This is a genomic window from Cupriavidus sp. GW821-FHT07C08, from assembly GCF_059419025.1.
Genome location: NZ_JBWKQZ010000032.1, coordinates 17,470 through 32,688, shown reverse-complemented (window position 1 = coordinate 32,688; position 15,219 = coordinate 17,470). Strand labels below are relative to the sequence as shown.

At 66.2% G+C, this 15,219-nt stretch carries 17 protein-coding genes; 10 read left to right on the top strand and 7 right to left on the bottom strand.

Annotation, left to right across the window (positions count from 1 at the left end):
• Positions 1 to 26 precede the first annotated feature (26 nt).
• From AC07UK_RS30785 to AC07UK_RS30775, 3 genes are all read right to left on the bottom strand, one after another.
• Positions 27 to 830 (bottom strand): transporter substrate-binding domain-containing protein, encoded by an 804-nt coding sequence (locus AC07UK_RS30785; RefSeq protein ID WP_494687140.1) that lies wholly within the window; start codon positions 828 to 830, stop codon positions 27 to 29.
• 257 nt (positions 831 to 1,087) lie between these two features.
• Positions 1,088 to 2,143: a LacI family DNA-binding transcriptional regulator gene (locus AC07UK_RS30780; protein WP_494687139.1), complete on the bottom strand. Its 1,056-nt coding sequence runs from the start codon at positions 2,141 to 2,143 to the stop codon at positions 1,088 to 1,090.
• Positions 2,144 to 2,263: 120 nt separating this feature from the next.
• Entirely contained in the window at positions 2,264 to 3,007 is a 744-nt protein-coding gene (locus AC07UK_RS30775) for an SDR family oxidoreductase (protein WP_494687138.1), read from the bottom strand.
• Between the two features lie 98 nt (positions 3,008 to 3,105).
• Here AC07UK_RS30775 and AC07UK_RS30770 point away from each other — a divergent pair, with 98 nt between their 5' ends.
• Entirely contained in the window at positions 3,106 to 4,002 is an 897-nt protein-coding gene (locus tag AC07UK_RS30770) for an AraC family transcriptional regulator (protein ID WP_494687137.1), read from the top strand.
• A gap of 93 nt (positions 4,003 to 4,095) precedes the next feature.
• On the opposite strand, the gene AC07UK_RS30765 is transcribed toward AC07UK_RS30770, so the two are convergent.
• On the bottom strand, positions 4,096 to 4,515 hold the full coding sequence (locus AC07UK_RS30765; protein ID WP_494687136.1) for an organic hydroperoxide resistance protein: 420 nt from the start codon (positions 4,513 to 4,515) through the stop codon (positions 4,096 to 4,098).
• A 33-nt stretch (positions 4,516 to 4,548) separates the two neighbouring features.
• Positions 4,549 to 4,860 carry a hypothetical protein gene (locus tag AC07UK_RS30760; protein WP_010810276.1) on the bottom strand — a complete coding sequence of 104 codons (312 nt, stop codon included), beginning with the start codon at positions 4,858 to 4,860 and terminating at the stop codon, positions 4,549 to 4,551.
• Positions 4,861 to 5,274: 414 nt separating this feature from the next.
• Between AC07UK_RS30760 and AC07UK_RS30755 the strand changes: the two genes are divergently transcribed.
• From AC07UK_RS30755 to AC07UK_RS30720, 8 genes are all read left to right on the top strand, one after another.
• The gene (locus tag AC07UK_RS30755; protein ID WP_494687135.1) at positions 5,275 to 6,210 is read left to right on the top strand and encodes a dioxygenase family protein; all 936 of its coding nucleotides are present in this window, start codon (positions 5,275 to 5,277) and stop codon (positions 6,208 to 6,210) included.
• Between the two features lie 42 nt (positions 6,211 to 6,252).
• Complete coding sequence (locus AC07UK_RS30750; RefSeq protein ID WP_436225159.1) at positions 6,253 to 7,002, top strand: SDR family NAD(P)-dependent oxidoreductase; 750 nt, start codon at positions 6,253 to 6,255, stop codon at positions 7,000 to 7,002.
• Positions 7,003 to 7,053: 51 nt separating this feature from the next.
• The gene (locus AC07UK_RS30745; RefSeq protein WP_013953383.1) at positions 7,054 to 7,938 is read left to right on the top strand and encodes a beta-keto acid cleavage family enzyme; all 885 of its coding nucleotides are present in this window, start codon (positions 7,054 to 7,056) and stop codon (positions 7,936 to 7,938) included.
• 41 nt (positions 7,939 to 7,979) lie between these two features.
• Entirely contained in the window at positions 7,980 to 8,957 is a 978-nt protein-coding gene (locus AC07UK_RS30740; RefSeq protein WP_436225160.1) for a quinone oxidoreductase family protein, read from the top strand.
• Entirely contained in the window at positions 8,954 to 9,295 is a 342-nt protein-coding gene (locus AC07UK_RS30735) for a cupin domain-containing protein (RefSeq protein WP_494687134.1), read from the top strand. Before AC07UK_RS30740 ends, AC07UK_RS30735 begins: the two co-directional genes overlap by 4 nt.
• 87 nt (positions 9,296 to 9,382) lie before the next feature.
• On the top strand, positions 9,383 to 10,486 hold the full coding sequence (locus AC07UK_RS30730; RefSeq protein ID WP_436225162.1) for a porin: 1,104 nt from the start codon (positions 9,383 to 9,385) through the stop codon (positions 10,484 to 10,486).
• A gap of 16 nt (positions 10,487 to 10,502) precedes the next feature.
• Complete coding sequence (locus AC07UK_RS30725; protein ID WP_494687133.1) at positions 10,503 to 11,486, top strand: tripartite tricarboxylate transporter substrate binding protein; 984 nt, start codon at positions 10,503 to 10,505, stop codon at positions 11,484 to 11,486.
• Between the two features lie 92 nt (positions 11,487 to 11,578).
• Positions 11,579 to 12,613, top strand: coding sequence for a LacI family DNA-binding transcriptional regulator (locus AC07UK_RS30720; protein WP_494687132.1), 1,035 nt, complete (start codon positions 11,579 to 11,581; stop codon positions 12,611 to 12,613).
• Positions 12,614 to 12,632: 19 nt separating this feature from the next.
• Here the strand turns inward: AC07UK_RS30720 and AC07UK_RS30715 are convergent, their stop codons facing one another.
• On the bottom strand, positions 12,633 to 12,944 hold the full coding sequence (locus AC07UK_RS30715) for a hydroxyquinol 1,2-dioxygenase (protein WP_494687131.1): 312 nt from the start codon (positions 12,942 to 12,944) through the stop codon (positions 12,633 to 12,635).
• 259 nt (positions 12,945 to 13,203) lie between these two features.
• Entirely contained in the window at positions 13,204 to 14,007 is an 804-nt protein-coding gene (locus AC07UK_RS30710) for an SDR family NAD(P)-dependent oxidoreductase (protein WP_494687130.1), read from the bottom strand.
• A gap of 169 nt (positions 14,008 to 14,176) precedes the next feature.
• Between AC07UK_RS30710 and AC07UK_RS30705 the strand changes: the two genes are divergently transcribed.
• Positions 14,177 to 15,127 (top strand): GlxA family transcriptional regulator, encoded by a 951-nt coding sequence (locus tag AC07UK_RS30705; RefSeq protein WP_494687129.1) that lies wholly within the window; start codon positions 14,177 to 14,179, stop codon positions 15,125 to 15,127.
• Positions 15,128 to 15,219 lie beyond the last annotated feature (92 nt).

Below are 15,219 nucleotides of genomic sequence, written 5' to 3'. Positions count from 1 at the left end.
CGGCGCGCAACCTCAGACGGCCTGGATCAGAACGCTTGCAGCGTGGGCAGCGCCTTGCCGGTCCACTTCTGCGCAATGGCATCGAGTTCGCCATTGAGCTTGACGTAGGAGATGGTGGTGTTGAGCCACTGGCGCAGCTCGAAGGCGTCGCGGCGCACGGCCATCGAATTGGGCTGCACCGAGAATGCGAACTTGGCGTCGAACTTGCCGGCGCCGCGCGCCTTCATGATCTCGTTGCCGGTGGTATTGGGCAGGGCAATGGCTTCGACCTGGTTGCTGATCAGGGCCTGCGCGCAGGTGGCATCGTCCTCGAAGCGGACGATGTTCATGCCGGGCACGGCCAGGCGGGTCAGCGCGCTGTCCTGCGTGGTGCCGCGCGTCACGCCGACCTTCTTCTTTCCGAGTTCAGTCAGCTTGGCGTACTTGGCAGCGGTGGGAGCAAAGATCGTCAGCTCGAACGCGCTGTAGGGCGCACTGAACATGATGGCCCGCGCGCGTTCGGGCGTCGGCGCCAGCGTCGCGACCAGGAAATCGACCTTGCCGGCCTCCAGCGCCGGGATCCGGCTGGGCGAGGTGAGCGGGACGATATCGACCGGAACGCCCAGGTACTTGCCGAGCAGGTTGGCCACGTCGACGTCATAGCCGGCGGGTTTGCCGGTGGCGTCCGTGGTGCCGAAGGGCGGCGCACCGGTTACCACGCCGATGGTGACCTTGCCCTTCTTGACGATCTCGGCGACGGTCTGCGCCTGGGCGGTGAAAGCGGCGCTGGTCAGGACCAGCAGAGTCAGCACGGGCGCGGCTACGCGGCGCAACAAGCGTTGGACGTTCATCAATGTCTCCTGCACGGTTATGGAATGTGTCGCTGGCGTCGCAGCGTTTGGCAAGCACCGTCTTGAAACCGGTTTCAGAATTATAGGAAACCGGTTTCAGAGATCCAGCAGTGGAAACCCTTACGGGCAGAAACCGCGTTTGGCGGATGCGGAAACAGGCACGTCAGGCACCCGCTGGCCGTGCCAAGCGGGAGCAGGCGTGGATCAGGCGTGGATCAGGCGGGCACGGCGGACGCCGGCGGGGAAGGGCTCTGCAATCAGGCGCGGCGGGTGGATCCGCGCGTGACCAGGGTGCCGGGCAACAGCACCCGGCGCGGCGGCAGTTGCGCGCCTTGCAGGCGCTCGATCAGGCAGTTGGTGGCGACGCGCCCGATATCGTCGGTGGGCTGGGAAATGGCGCTGAGGCCAGGACCAACCAATGCCGCCCATTCCGGATCATCGAAACCGATCAGCCCTAGGTCGGCGCCAAGTTGCCACCCCAGTCTGGCGGCTGATGCGGCCACGCGCAGCGAGATCACTGCGTTGGCCGCCAGCACGGCAACGGGTGCCTGTCCGGCGCCACGGCGCAGGGCGCGCAGCGCTTCATCCAGGGCCTCGTCGTCACCCCGCTGGGCTTCAAAAACGGTCCCGCCAACCGTGTCCGCGTGTTCGGCGACAAAGGCCTGGAACGCGCGCGCGCGCTCGTTGCGCGAGCTGATGGCCTTGATCGGCTCGCTGATGAACAGCAGGTGCCGGTAGCCGGCTTCGACCAGGTGGCCGGCGGCTTCCTGGACGGCGGTCTGGTTGTCCAGGGCCACCAGGTCGACTTCGGCATCGCCGACCTTGCGGTCGACCAGTACCACTGGCTTGCCCAGCTGCGCCGCATCGGCCAGGGCGCCGGCATCGTGGCCCAGCGTGTGCAGGATAAAGCCCTCGACCCGGTAGGCCGACAGCGAGCGAATGGCTTCGCGCTCAAGTTGCTCGTCATTGCCGAGGTTGAACAGCATCACCATATAGCCGGCGTCGCGACAGGCCTTCTCGACGCCGCGCAGCACAGCCACCGAGAATGAATTGGAGACATCCGCGACCACCAGCCCGATCAGGCGCGACTTGCCGCGCTTGAGCCCCTGCGCCATCGGGCTGGGGCTATAGCCGAGCGCGCGGATGGCCGCGGCCACGCGCGCCTCCACGTCCGCGGACAACTGCTCGCCGCCCCGGTTCAGGTAGCGCGATACGGTTGCCTTGGAGACGCCCGCATAGTCGGCAACGTCCTGGATGGTGAGTTTCTCTGCGGGTTTCTGGTCGGACACAGGTCGGATAACAGGGCGCGGCATAGGATTCGGGTCTCGGTGAAACCAGTTTCACGATTATGCCTCGGGCGTGTCGGGATCTGCCAGCCTCCGGGCCATTCGATTGCGCTCCGATACCTCGTGCGGCGAGACGCTCTTCGCCTCTTATCTCGACTGAGCCAGCGCTACCGCATCGGCACCTGCCGGAAACCGAAGCAGCCCGGACCTGTCGTTGGCGGCACGCCAAACCGCTTCGGCCACATCGGCCTCGGTCGTCACCGCTGCCGGCTGCGAGAGTGAAGCAAAGATGCGCTGCGTGAAAGACGCGTATACCTCGGGGATCAGGCCCTCCATGCGCGGCCCCCCGTTGCTGGTAAAGCGCGTGGTCGGTCCGTAGCCTGGCTCGACCAGCTTCACGCTCACGTTGAACGCTTCGAGCTCGAACGCGAGCGATGCGGTGAAGCCTTCGATGGCCATCTTGCTCGCGGTGTAGATGGCCACCATCGGCATCGGCGCCAGCGTCGTGCTTGAGGTCACGTTCACCACCACGCCCGACCTGCGCGCACGGAACTGGGGCAGCACCGCCTGGGTCATCGCCATCACGCCGAAGGTGTTGGTCTCGAACACCTCGCGCGTCGTGGCCATCGGCGTGGCCTCGAAGGCGCCAAACAGGCCGATGCCCGCGTTGTTGACGAGCACGTCGATGGGCCCGCTTGCTTCAAGCGCGGCGGCGATGCTGTCCGGCTTCGTCACGTCGAGCGCCAGCACGCGGATCCGGTGGGATCGGGGCAAGAGTTCTTCGTTCGGCGTTCGCATGGTGGCGATGACGTTCCAGCCCTGCGCGTGGAAGTGGCGCGCGGTTTCAAGGCCATAGCCAGAGGAGCAGCCGGTAATCAGCACGGTTTTCATGGGGGTTTCGGTGGTGGATTGGATGCCGGCAACGATAGCGTGGCTGCGACGGACTGCCTACAATGAAAAGTCCAGATTTCATTTGCAATCGTCCGGTGATGAGCGATCCCCTGTCAGAAGTCATCTCGCTGCTGCAGCCGCGTGCCGTGTTCTCCAAGTCCATCAGCGGCGCCGGCCGCTGGGGCGTTCGCTACGCTGACTTCGGCCAGCCAAGCTTCTGCGCCGTGCTCGAGGGCAGTTGTCGTCTCGCCGTCGACGGCCACCATGCCATCACGCTTGAGGCAGGCGACTTCGTGCTCCTGCCGGCAACGCCGGGCTTCACCTTGTCGGGTTTTGAGCCGGTGGCGCCCGAGCGCATCGACCCCAAGGTGACGTCTGCGCCGACGGGCGAAGTCCGTCACGGCAGGCGCGGTGGACGTCCCGATGTGCGCCTGCTCGGCGGCTACTTTGTCTTCGACTCGTCCAATGCCGCATTGCTGGTGTCGCTGTTGCCGGCGCTGGTGCATGTGCGCGGCGCCGAGCGGCTTTCGGCCATCGTTCGGCTCGTCGGCGAGGAATCGGGTGAACGGAGGTCGGGCCGCGAGCTCGTGCTCACGCGCCTGGTGGAGGTGCTGCTGATCGAAGCGCTGCGCTCAACGTCGGGGGAGGATGCGCCCCCGGGCTTGCTGCGCGGCCTGGCCGATGCCCGACTCGCGTCAGCGATGCGGCAGATGCACGCCGATCCCGCGCGCGCGTGGACGGTGGCCCAACTCGCAAAGAAGGCGGCGCTGTCGCGCTCGACCTTTTTTGAGCGCTTCACGCGCGCCGTGGGAATGCCGCCGATGGAATACCTGATCGCCTGGCGCATGGCCGTGGCGAAGGACCTGCTCCGTCGCCATGACTTCGGGATCGCCGAAGTTGCCGAACGGGTCGGCTACGGCTCGGCAAGTACCTTCAGCACCGCGTTCAGCCGGCACGTCGGCCAGCCACCGAGTCTCTACGCGCGCAACCGTTAGAACGTCGCATGGAACGCGACTGCGCCGGACAGAGGGTCCGCTTTGGTTGTGGAAGATGACCTGCCTGGTTGCCGCAGGCAGGTCAGGTGTGCGTCAGACCAGCTTGGTTTCGACGTGGATGCTGCCGTGCAGGGCCTTCGAGTACGGGCAGGTCCGGTGCGCGGTATCTACCAATGCCTGGGCCACTTCAGGTTCGATGCCGGGGATGTGGACATTGAGCCGGGCCTGCAGCAAATAGGCCTCGCCAGCCGTGCCCAGATCAACTTCGGCGTCGACCGAAAGCTCGGCCGGCAGCTTCACTTTCATCTTGCCGGCGGCCAGCCCGATCGCGCCGATAAAGCATGCCGACCATCCCGCGGCGAGCAATTGCTCCGGGTTCGTGCCCGGGCCTTTGGTGCCCGGCGAGGACAGTTGAAGGTTCAGCCGGCCGTCGTCGCTGTGGGCTTCGCCGTCGCGTCCACCTGCGGTGATGTGGACTTTGCCGGTGTACAGCACTTTTTCGATACGGGTCATGATGCGTTCCTTGGTCATTCAGAGAGTTGGGGTTCAGGCGTAGGCGCCGTCAAGATAGGGGTCGACACTGCGCGCCGGGTCCGCCGACACGCCGGTGCGGTCCAGGCCGGACAGGGTGCGTGCGCCGTCGTAGTACGGATCAACGTTGCGCGCACCGTCCGTGAACGGGTCGACGGCACGCGCGCCGTCGCTGTACGGGCTGCGTGCCTCTTGCACGGAGCGGGCACCGTCGGTGAAGGGGTCTCGCGCGCCCGGCTGGGACAGTGCGGCGGCCTGCGCACCGGCAGCGGCGGCAACCAGGGCGATGGCGAAGACAAAGCGCTTGGCGATGTTGTGGGTAGTCATGATCGTCTTCCTTAAAGGTTTGGGTTCGGTATTGCGCGGCAGGGACTGGCTTTGTTGAGGTTCGCCGCCGGGCCACGGAATGCATTTAAGGCGATCGATGTATCTGGCCCGTAGCGCGTGAGGGGTGTCTCTGTCGAAACACGTATCGTTGCAGCTGCGTGATACAGACGGGTACAAATTCATGCGCGAACGGGCTGGGGAGCCGCATCGGCAGGGGACTCGGACAGGCTTATGCGCCACATTCTGCGCCTCTGCATGCACCTAGGGTTTCTCCCGAAAATCCTCCGTACTCCCTTGTTTTGATTGTGATTCTGGTTGAACCGCAGCCGTTGCTAGTCGTGGCGGTGACCAACTTCGACCTTGACCATCCGTCGAAACCGCCGATAATGCAAACGTTTGCAAAGGAGGCAAAACATGGAAACTTCCAGCGAGCGGCAGGCGCCACAAGGCGAGCGTCTGGCGCTGATCGAGGACGAACACTCGGTGACAGGCGTGGTCCAGGCGGCCATGGCCAATACCACCAATCCCCGCCTGCGCTTCATCATGGATTCCCTGGTGCGGCACCTTCACGGGTTCCTGTCCGAGGTGCGGCTGTCCGACGAGGAATTCGAGCTTGCCCTGGGGTATATCGCCAGCCTGGGCCATGCGACCAATGCCAAACATAACGAGGTTGTCCTGGCTGCCGACGTGCTGGGGCTGTCGACGCTGGTGACCGTCATGAACAACAGCACCAGGGACGGGCGCACGCCCGGCGCGCTGCTCGGCCCGTTCTATCGCGCCAACGCGCCGCGTTATGACTGCGGTGACTGCGTGGTGCAGGACGACGCGCCTGGCTTGCCGCTGCTGGTCAGCGGCACCGTGCGCGCGACCGATGGCACGCCGCTGCCAGGCGCGCTGGTCGAGATCTGGCAGGCGTCGCCGGTGGGACTGTATGACAACCAGGATCCGACCCAGCCCGACCGCAACCTGCGCGGCTGCTTCCATACCGATGAAAGCGGCGGCTATCACTTTCGCACGGTGCGGCCTGCCGGCTATCCGGTGCCGACCCACGGCCCGGTAGGCACGCTACTGGCCGAGCAGCAGCGCCATCCGTACCGGCCGGCGCATATCCATTTCATCGTCGCGGCGTCGGGCTACCGGACGCTCGTCACCCAGGTGTTTGCCGACGCGCCGGACAAGCTGGAATCCGATGTCACCTTCGGCGTGCATCGGCAACTGGTTGGCGATCTCCGGCTGCACCACCAAGGCCCCAGCCCGTGGGGCGATGTGCCGGCACCGTTCTACACGCTGGCGTTTGATTTCACGCTCGAGCCCGGCGAGCAGACCTTCCCGAAGCCGCCGATCGACTGATCGCCGGATCGGCTTCCCCTGACCCATTCCCACATTGAAACCATGAGTGCTACTTCTCTTTCCGGCAAGGTGGCCGTGATCCTCGGCGGCACCGGCGCCATCGGCTTTGCCGCCGGTGAAACGCTGGCGCGCCTTGGCGCAAGCGTCGTGCTGACCGGGCGCGACGCCGACAAGGCGGCCAGTGCCGCGGCGGCCTTGCCGGCCGGCAACCATCTTGCCGCCGTGGCCGAGATTGCCGACAGCGCCTCGCTGCGCGCGCTGTCCGACGAGGTCAGCCATCACTACGGCCGCGTCGATATCCTGGTGAACACCGCGGGCTTTACGCGGGCGATCCCGCACGCCGACCTCGACGCCCTGGACGATGCGCTGATCGATGAACTGTTTGCCGTCAACTGGCGCGGGCAGTTTGCCGCGATCCGTGCGTTCGCGCCGCACCTGCGCGCCAATGGCGACGGGCTGGTCGTCAATGTCGGGTCTATCGCCGGCCGTACGGGGCAGGGCAGCAATGTTGCGTACTGCGCTGCCAAGGCCGGGCTCGATGTCATGGCGATGTCGCTCGGGCGCGCGCTGGCGCCGCATATCCGCGTGCTGAACATTTCACCGGGCGTGGTCGATACCGCCTTCGTGCCGGGACGCGACAGCGGTTTCAACGAGCGCGCCGCCAAGTCGACGCCGCTCAAGCGCGTCGGCCAGGCACAGGATGTGGCCGATGCCATCGCTGCCTGCGCGACCTCACTGCGCTTTGCCACTGGCACCACCATCGTCGTGGACGGCGGCCGCCAGCTCGGATAGGCCAGGCCCTGCTTGCTTACCCAACCGCATTTCCATCACTGACCTTCGCTCATGCACGCACGCAAGACCATCATCACCTGCGCGGTGACCGGCAATATCGTCACCCCGGAGCAGCACCCCGGCTTGCCGGTCACGCCGGCCCAGATTGCCGACGCCGCGCTGGAAGCCGCCGAGGCCGGCGCAGCTGCCGCCCACATCCACGTGCGCGACCCCGAAACCGGGCGGCCGTCGATGTCGCTCGACTACTACGCCGATGTCATCGACCGCATCCGCAAGCGCAACCGCTCGCTGATCATCAACCTCACCACCGGACCCGGCGGCCGCTTCGTGCCGAGCGAGGACGAGCCGCGCGTGGCCGCGCCCGGCACCACGCTGCTGCATCCCGCCAAGCGCGTCGAACACATCGCGGCGCTGCGTCCGGACGTCTGCTCGCTCGACCTGAACACCATGAACTCCGGCGGCGACGTGGTCATCAACACGCCCACCAACGTGCGCAAGATGGCCGGCGTGATCCGCGCGGCTGGCGTCATGCCCGAGCTGGAGATCTTCGATTCCGGCGACCTCAACATGGCGCTCGACTTCATCCGTGAGGGCGTGCTGGACGGCCCCGGCCTGTGGACCTTCGTGCTGGGCGTGAAGTACGGCTTTGCGCCCACGCCGGAAACCATCTTCTACGCGCGCAACATGCTGCCCGCCGGCGCCCACTGGTCGGCCTTCGGCATCGGCCGCGCGGAGTTCCCGATCGTGGCCCAGGCATGGCTTGCAGGCGGACACGTGCGTGTCGGCATGGAAGACAACATCTATCTGGAGAAGGGCGTGCTGGCGCCAAGCAACGCGGCGCTGGTCGCCAAGGCGCGCGACATCGTCAGGTCGCTCGGCGGCGAGATTGCATCGTCGGCCGAGGCCCGGCGCACGCTTGGCCTGCGCGAGGCCTGATCCCGGCCATACCGAACTAAACATTTCAAGAAGGAATCACCATGAACACCATTCGAGTCAGCGAGAAAGCCGCCAATATCGATGCCCTGCAACTGGAGCTGCTCGGCGTGCCGCGCCCGGAAGCGGCGCCGGGTCAGGTCATCATCGAGGTGGCCAGCGCCGGGGTTAACCCGAGCGACGTGAAGGCAACGCTCGGCCTGATGCCGCATGCGGTCTGGCCGCGCACGCCAGGCCGCGACTATGCAGGCCTGGTGGTCGACGGACCCTCCGAGCTGCTGGGCCAGCAGGTCTGGGGCAGCGGCGGCGAACTCGGCATCCGCCGCGACGGCACGCATGGCAAGTATCTGCGCATCCAGGCCAGCGCGGTGCGCGCCAAGCCGGCGTCGGTGTCACTGCTGGAAGCCGGCGCCGTGGGTGTGCCGTTCATTACCGCCTATGAAGGGCTGCGCCGCGCAGGCATGCCGCAGGCTGGCAGCACCGTGCTGGTGTGTGGCGGCAACGGCAAGGTGGGGCAGGCAACGATCCAGATCGCCACGGCGCTCGGCGCGCGCGTCTTTGCCGTGGAGCGCACCGCGGAGGCCTATCGTGGCCATGCCAGCGGCGACGTGCGCATGATCGATGCGAGCAGCGAATCCATTGCCGCCGTGGTGCGCGAAGAGACCGACGGACACGGTGCGGATATCGTCTACAACACGGTGGGAAGCCCCTACTTCGAACAGGCCAACCAGGCCATGGCGATCGGCGCGGCGCAGATCTTCATCTCGACCATCGAGAAGCCGGTGCCGTTCGATATCTTCGCCTTCTATCGTGGCCAGCACACCTATGTGGGCGTCGACACCCTTGCGCTGGACAGCAACGCCTGCGCGGGCATCCTTGACCAGCTCGCACCGATGTTTGCCTCGGGTGCGCTGCGGCCGTTCCCGGTCCTTTCCGACTACACCTATGCGCTCTCCGATGCCAAGGAGGCCTACCGGGCGGTTCTGCAAGGCGCTACCGAACGCGTGGTGCTGAAGCCATGAACACGACCCGGTTCGCACAGGCGCCAGCCTACTTCCCGCCCAATCATGAAGGCATGCACTGCCTGCGCCTGCAAGGGCATGAAGCGGGACCGTCCGAAGCCTTGTGGATGGGGGTCTCGGTGGTGCTGCCGGGCGGCCATACATCGATGGATGCCTCGCCGGTGGAAAAGCACTATGTCGTGCTGGAGGGCGAAGTCCGCATCGCCACGCCCGACGAGGTCGTGACGCTGGGCCAGTTCGATTCCGTGCGCCTGGCGCCGGGTGAGGCGCGGCAGGTGTCGAACCCGGGCAACCGGCCGGCGATGCTGCTGCTGGCGATGCCGTATCCCAAGGGCTGATTTTCTCGGGCCGTACTGCAAACGATTGCAAAAAGAGCGGAGCAGTCGGCCCGCCCACAACAACCACCGCAAACCAAGGGGAGACAAATGAAATCCATCAGAAGGCGCAGCCATCTGCTCATGCTGGCCATGGCCGCAGGCTGTGGCGGCGAGGCCTGCGCGCAGTCAGCCGTGACCCTGTACGGGCGCATCAATACGGCACTGGAGTATTCCTATGCCAACACCGCGACCGACGGCACCCGCCTTGGCGGCGTGGGGCGCCTGACCAACAACCGCTCGGTCTTCGGCATGCGCGGCGAAGAAGCCCTGGGCGGCAGCCTGAAAGCGATCTGGCAGATCGAAAGCAATTTCTCGCTCGATACCGGCCAGGGCCAGGTGGCCGGGCGCAATACGCGGGTGGGGCTGCAGGGAGATGCCGGCACGCTGTTCCTGGGGCACTGGCAGACCCCATATACCGAATCGACGCTGGCCTACGACCCGTACTATCCGACTACCGCCGGCTATATGGCGCTGATTGGCAACGGCTCCACCTCCAGTTCCGACAACGTGCAGGACACCAGCTCGTTCGACCGCCGGCAGAAGAACATCATCGTCTACAAGACGCCGTCGTTCGCCGGCTTCAGCGGTGCCGCGGCGTGGGGCGTGAACGAGGAGAAGACCACCGTACCGCGCAATCCCGGCCTGTATTCGTTCTCGGCCGCCTACGACAACGGCCCGCTCAACGTGGCGCTGGCCTATGAAGTCCACCAGCACTACCAGACCGCCGGCCGCAACGATGACGCGATGAAGGCGGGCGTCTCGTACAAGTTCCCCACCACCACCGTGGCGCTGCTCTATGAACGGCTCCACTACCGCACCGCGACCGGCGACCTGACCCGCAACGGGTACTACGCCTCGCTGGTGCAGAAGCTCGGGCCGGGCAGCGTGCGCGTCGGCTTTGGCCTTGCCAGCAATGGCGCGGGCAATGCGACCGAGACCGTGGGCTTCTTCCGCAGCGGTGCGGAAACGGGCGCCACGCAGATCACGGTCGGCTACGACTATCCGCTGTCCAAGCGCACCGCGCTGTATGCGTACTACAGCCGCATCAACAACAAGCGCAATGCGATCTATGACTTTGCCATCAATGAACTGGGCGTGAGCGCGGGTGCAGACCCGCAGACGGTCGCGCTCGGCATGCGGCACTTCTTCTGAAGTGAGGAGACACAGAATGATCCGATCCATCCAAGGCACCCTGCTGGCGCTGGCGTCATCGCTCATGCTGGCGGCAGCACCCGCGGCCCACGCGCAACCGCAATATCCCAGCAAGCCGATCCGGCTGGTGGTGCCGTTCTCGGCGGGCAGTGCCACCGACATCCTGGCGCGCATCATCGGCAGCAAGATGGGCGAGGGCGGCACCTACCAGGTGATCGTCGACAACCGCCCCGGCCCCGGCGGCACCCTGGGCGCCACCGGCGTGGCCAAGGCGGCGCCGGATGGCTACACGCTGATCCTGGTTTCGGTCGGGCACGCCATCAACGCCACGCTGTATCCCAAGCTCTCGTATGACACGGTGAAGGACTTCGCACCGGTCTCGCTGGTGGCCACGGTCCCCAATGTGCTGGTGGTCAATGCCGGCAGCAAGTACAAATCGGTGCGGGATGTCGTCAACGCCGCCAAGGCGACGCCGGGCGCGCTGAATTTCGACTCGGCGGGTTCCGGCAGCTCCACCCACCTGAGCGGCGAGATGTTCAAGATGCAGGCCGGCATCGACATCGTCCATATCCCGTACAAGGGCACGGGCGAAGCGCTGACCGACGTCATGGCTGGCCGGGGCGACATGATGTTTGCGCCCAGCGTATCGGCCATGCCGTTCGTCAAACAGGGCAAGCTGCGGGCGCTGGCGGTCACCACGGCCAGGCGCGCCAGCGCGCTGCCGGATATTCCCACGGTGGCGGAGTCCGGGTTCCCCGGCTACGCGTTCGACTCCTGGTTCGGCGTGCTGGCGCCCGCCGGCACCCCGAAGGAAGTCGTCGATGCGCTCAATGCCGAGATCGGCAAGGCATTGGCCGCGCCGGATGTGCGCGAACGCCTGGCCGCCCAGGGCGCGGAGCCAAAGCGCTCGTCGCCGCAGGAGTTTGCCGCCTATATCCAGGCGGAGATCGGCAAGCTGGCGCCGGTGATCAGGCAATCCGGCGTGAAGGCAGGGCAGTAGCGCTAGCCCGAAGGCGAGCGGCGACGGCGCGGGGGTGGCTTAGAATGGCGTATTCGAACTCTCCCCGGGCTGCCGCCCCGCCAACCGCCGTCATGCCCGAGCGCAAGCGCCTCACCCTGAAAGACCTGGCTGCCGAGATCGACGTGCATTACTCGACCGTCTCGCGAGTGATGAACCCGGCCACGCGGCACCTGGTGGCTGAGGACGTGGCGGCCCGCATCCTGGCGGTTGCCGAGGCCCGCGGCTTCCGCCCCAACCGCATCGCGGCGGGGCTGCGCACCCAGCGTTCCGGATTGGTGGGCGTGGTGCTGCCGGATATTTCCAACCCGGTGTTTCCGCCCATCCTGGCCGGGATTGAATCCGTGCTGGCGCAGCAAGGCTACGTGCCAATCGTGGTCAATGCCGGTACCGACAAAAGCCGGCAGCGGTTTGTCATCGACCAGATGATCGGCCGGCAAGTCGAAGGACTGGTGCTTGCCACCGCGGAACGGGACGATCCGATACTCGCCTACTGCCTCAAGCAGCATATCCCCGTGGTCACGGTCAACCGGGGCGAAGACACGGGCCGGGTGTCCTGCGTGGTGAGTGACAACCTGCTGGCCATGCGGCAGACGGTCGACCACCTGGTCGGCCTGGGCCACCGCCGCATCGGGCATATTGCCGGGCCAGCCTCGCTGTCGACCGGCTTCCTGCGTCGCGAGGGCTTCCTTCAGGCGGTAAAGCGCCACCGCCTGCGCCGCGCGGAATGGCAAGTCATGGAAGCCGCCAGCTATTCGCGTGAAGCCGGACGGATCGCTTGCGAGCAGCTCTTCGCGGCATTCCCGCAGATGACCGCCATCGCCGCCGGCAATGACCTGGTGGCGATGGGTTGCTACGACTTCCTGCGCGAGCGCGGCATGCGTTGCCCCGAGGACGTCTCGGTGGTGGGCCACAACGACATGCCGTTCGCCGACGCCCTTACGCCGCCGCTGACCACCGTGCGCATTGCCGTCCACGAAATGGGCGAGGAGGCTGCCCGCCTCCTGCTCAGGAAGATCGACAAGCCAGCCTCCGATGCCGTCACCGTGCAACTGACGCCGCAACTGATCGTGCGCGGTTCCACGGCAGCACCGCGCGCAGCGGAATAGCCGAGGCCAATGCCGGCTGTCAGGCGTGGGCGCCGTCCTGGTAGGGATCGAAGCTGCGCGCCGGATCAGCGGACGGACCCGTGCGGTCCCACCCGGCCAGGATGCGTCCACCCTTGTCGTACGGATCGACATTGCGCGCGCCCTCGGTGTACGGGTCGCGTGCGTCCTGCACGGCGCGGGCGCCGTCGGTGAATGCGTTGCGTGCGTCCTGCACGGAACGTGCGCCTTCGCTGAACGGATCGCGCGCGCCGGGACCGGCGGCCTGGGCGCTGGCGGCGGCAGCTGCCAGGGCGAGGGCGAGAACAATGCGCTTGGTGAGATCGGTAGTCATGGTCGGTTTCCTTGAGGTCTGGGTTGAACTGCGCGGCCGGGGGATCGTCTTGTCGACGTATGCCGTCGGTTCACGAGATGCATTAAAGGAAACCGGTGTATCTGCGCTATAGCGTGGAGACCCTGTTTCTGTCAGGGCACGTAACGATTCCTGCGCTTGATACATAGCGGTACAAACGGGGCCACGGGAGGAGCGTTCTGGCATGGGTTACCAGAAGGGGACGTGGCGTAAAAGCCGCGCCCCGTCTGAGGATGGGCCGTTACCGCGCGACGCCGTACCGGGCAGCGGGCTGGTCACGCGAAAGATTGGGGCCGAGCGCGGCGCGTGCTGCCTCGAACGTGTTCCAGTCGGCCACGTCGGGCAACGACGGCACGGTCATCACCTCGCCCTGGTCCAGCCCAGCCAGGGCCGCGTCGACCAGGTCGTCGCCGCTCATGACCATGGATTGCGGCAGGTTCTCGACCGGCTGGCCCGCGGTGTCCCAGAACTCGGTGCGGGTGGCCCCCGGCAGCACGGCCTGGATGCGCACGCCCTTGCCGGCAAGCTCATGCTGCAGCGACTGGGTAAAGGCCAGTACAAACGCCTTGGAGCCGCCGTAGACACCGTTCAGGACCTCGGGCGCGACCGCCACGACCGAGGCGATATTGATGATGGTGCCCTCGCCGCGCGCGACGAAGGCCGGGGCGGCGGCGTAGGTGAGCCGGGTCAGCGCCGTGACGTTGAGCTCGATCATTGCCTGCATCGTGTCGACATCCGATTCCAGCAGCGGTGCAGCGCCGCCGAAGCCGGCGTTGTTGACCAGCGTGGTGATGCTTGCATCCGTGCGCAGGATCTCTTCGATGCGTCGTACATCGGCTGCCTGGCCAAGGTCCGCGGTCACGATCTCGACCGAGCGGCCGGTATCGTCGGTAATGCGGCGGGCCAGTGCTTCCAGCCGCGCGCGGTTGCGCGCCACCAGGATCAGGTCGTGGCCCCTGCGCGCCAGGCGCTCCGCATAGATGGCGCCGATGCCGGAAGAAGCGCCGGTGATGAGGGCGGTGCCGGAATGGTTGTGCGTGGTCATGTCAAAGCTCCGGATTCAATGAGGGAGGGAGTATTCGTGGCGGTCGGCCCGGATCGGCCGGCTGCGTGAAACCAAGATTAGGAGCACAATGGCCATGACACCAATGTCATAGATGCCACCTTTTCTGCCACGCACGCAGAATGCCTTTCACTGCCAGGAGGAGTTCGACATGCATCACGTGGCCCTTGCCCTCTATCCCGGCTTCCAGGTGCTGAACCTTGCGGTCTCAACAGTGCTGGAGTTCGCCAACCGCTCGCTTGGCGAGCCGCTGTACCAGGTCCACCTGCTGTCCGAGCATGGCGGATCCGTGTTGAGTTCCGGTGGCTTTTTCGTCAGCACCGAGCCGTTCGGCAAGCGCCGCTTCGATACCGTGCTGGTGGTGGGTGACAACGACGTGCTGCCCACGGCGCCCGCGCTGGTGAAGTTCCTGCAACGTGCCGCGCGGACTTCGCGGCGCATCGGCGCCACCTGCACCGGTGCCTTCAACTTGGCCGAGGCCGGGGTGCTGGAAGGCCGCCGCGCCACCACGCACTGGTACTACGCGGAGCAGTTGCGGCGGCGCTTCCCGAACGTCAGCGTGGAAGAGGACCGCATCTTCATCATCGACGGTCCGGTCTGGACCTCGGCCGGGATGTCGGCCTGCATCGACCTGGCGCTGGCGCTGGTGGAGAAAGACGCCGGTGGCGCGGTTGCGCGCGATGTGGCGAAGTCACTGGTCGTGTATCACCGGCGCGCCGGCGGGCAGTCACAGTTCTCGGCACTGCTGGACCTGGAACCGCGCTCGGACCGCATTCGTGCCGCGCTGGATTTCGCGCGGCAGAACCTGCAACAGGAACTTTCGGTGGACCAACTGGCGGATGCGGCGCACCTGAGCCCGCGGCAGTTCGCGCGCGCATTCCGTGACGAGACCGGGCAGACCCCCGCCAAGGCCGTGGAGCACCTGCGCGTGGAGGCGGCCAGGCTGATGATGGAAAGCGGCCGCCATGCCATCGATGTGGTGGCGCGGGATACCGGCTTCGGTGACCGCGAGCGCATGCGGCGTGCGTTCCTGCGGGCGTTCGGCCAACCGCCGCAGGCGATCCGGCGCATGGCGCGCGGCGACGAATTGCAGACTGCGTAGGGGCGGCCGTGCCGGTACAGGGGCATGCCAGGAAGTCGGGCATCCGACTTGTTACCCCAGGTACCAATTCCTGTTCCCCGCCATGCCTTTAT

Excerpts from the sequence above, each read along its gene's own strand:
- AC07UK_RS30785 (WP_494687140.1), bottom strand. The coding sequence starts at position 830 with ATGAACGTCCAACGCTTGTTGCGCCGCGTAGCCGCGCCCGTGCTGACT.
- AC07UK_RS30780 (WP_494687139.1), bottom strand. The coding sequence starts at position 2,143 with ATGCCGCGCCCTGTTATCCGACCTGTGTCCGACCAGAAACCCGCAGAG.
- AC07UK_RS30775 (WP_494687138.1), bottom strand. The coding sequence starts at position 3,007 with ATGAAAACCGTGCTGATTACCGGCTGCTCCTCTGGCTATGGCCTTGAA.
- AC07UK_RS30770 (WP_494687137.1), top strand. The coding sequence starts at position 3,106 with ATGAGCGATCCCCTGTCAGAAGTCATCTCGCTGCTGCAGCCGCGTGCC.
- AC07UK_RS30765 (WP_494687136.1), bottom strand. The coding sequence starts at position 4,515 with ATGACCCGTATCGAAAAAGTGCTGTACACCGGCAAAGTCCACATCACC.
- AC07UK_RS30760 (WP_010810276.1), bottom strand. The coding sequence starts at position 4,860 with ATGACTACCCACAACATCGCCAAGCGCTTTGTCTTCGCCATCGCCCTG.
- AC07UK_RS30755 (WP_494687135.1), top strand. The coding sequence starts at position 5,275 with ATGGAAACTTCCAGCGAGCGGCAGGCGCCACAAGGCGAGCGTCTGGCG.
- AC07UK_RS30750 (WP_436225159.1), top strand. The coding sequence starts at position 6,253 with ATGAGTGCTACTTCTCTTTCCGGCAAGGTGGCCGTGATCCTCGGCGGC.
- AC07UK_RS30745 (WP_013953383.1), top strand. The coding sequence starts at position 7,054 with ATGCACGCACGCAAGACCATCATCACCTGCGCGGTGACCGGCAATATC.
- AC07UK_RS30740 (WP_436225160.1), top strand. The coding sequence starts at position 7,980 with ATGAACACCATTCGAGTCAGCGAGAAAGCCGCCAATATCGATGCCCTG.
- AC07UK_RS30735 (WP_494687134.1), top strand. The coding sequence starts at position 8,954 with ATGAACACGACCCGGTTCGCACAGGCGCCAGCCTACTTCCCGCCCAAT.
- AC07UK_RS30730 (WP_436225162.1), top strand. The coding sequence starts at position 9,383 with ATGAAATCCATCAGAAGGCGCAGCCATCTGCTCATGCTGGCCATGGCC.
- AC07UK_RS30725 (WP_494687133.1), top strand. The coding sequence starts at position 10,503 with ATGATCCGATCCATCCAAGGCACCCTGCTGGCGCTGGCGTCATCGCTC.
- AC07UK_RS30720 (WP_494687132.1), top strand. The coding sequence starts at position 11,579 with ATGCCCGAGCGCAAGCGCCTCACCCTGAAAGACCTGGCTGCCGAGATC.
- AC07UK_RS30715 (WP_494687131.1), bottom strand. The coding sequence starts at position 12,944 with ATGACTACCGATCTCACCAAGCGCATTGTTCTCGCCCTCGCCCTGGCA.
- AC07UK_RS30710 (WP_494687130.1), bottom strand. The coding sequence starts at position 14,007 with ATGACCACGCACAACCATTCCGGCACCGCCCTCATCACCGGCGCTTCT.
- AC07UK_RS30705 (WP_494687129.1), top strand. The coding sequence starts at position 14,177 with ATGCATCACGTGGCCCTTGCCCTCTATCCCGGCTTCCAGGTGCTGAAC.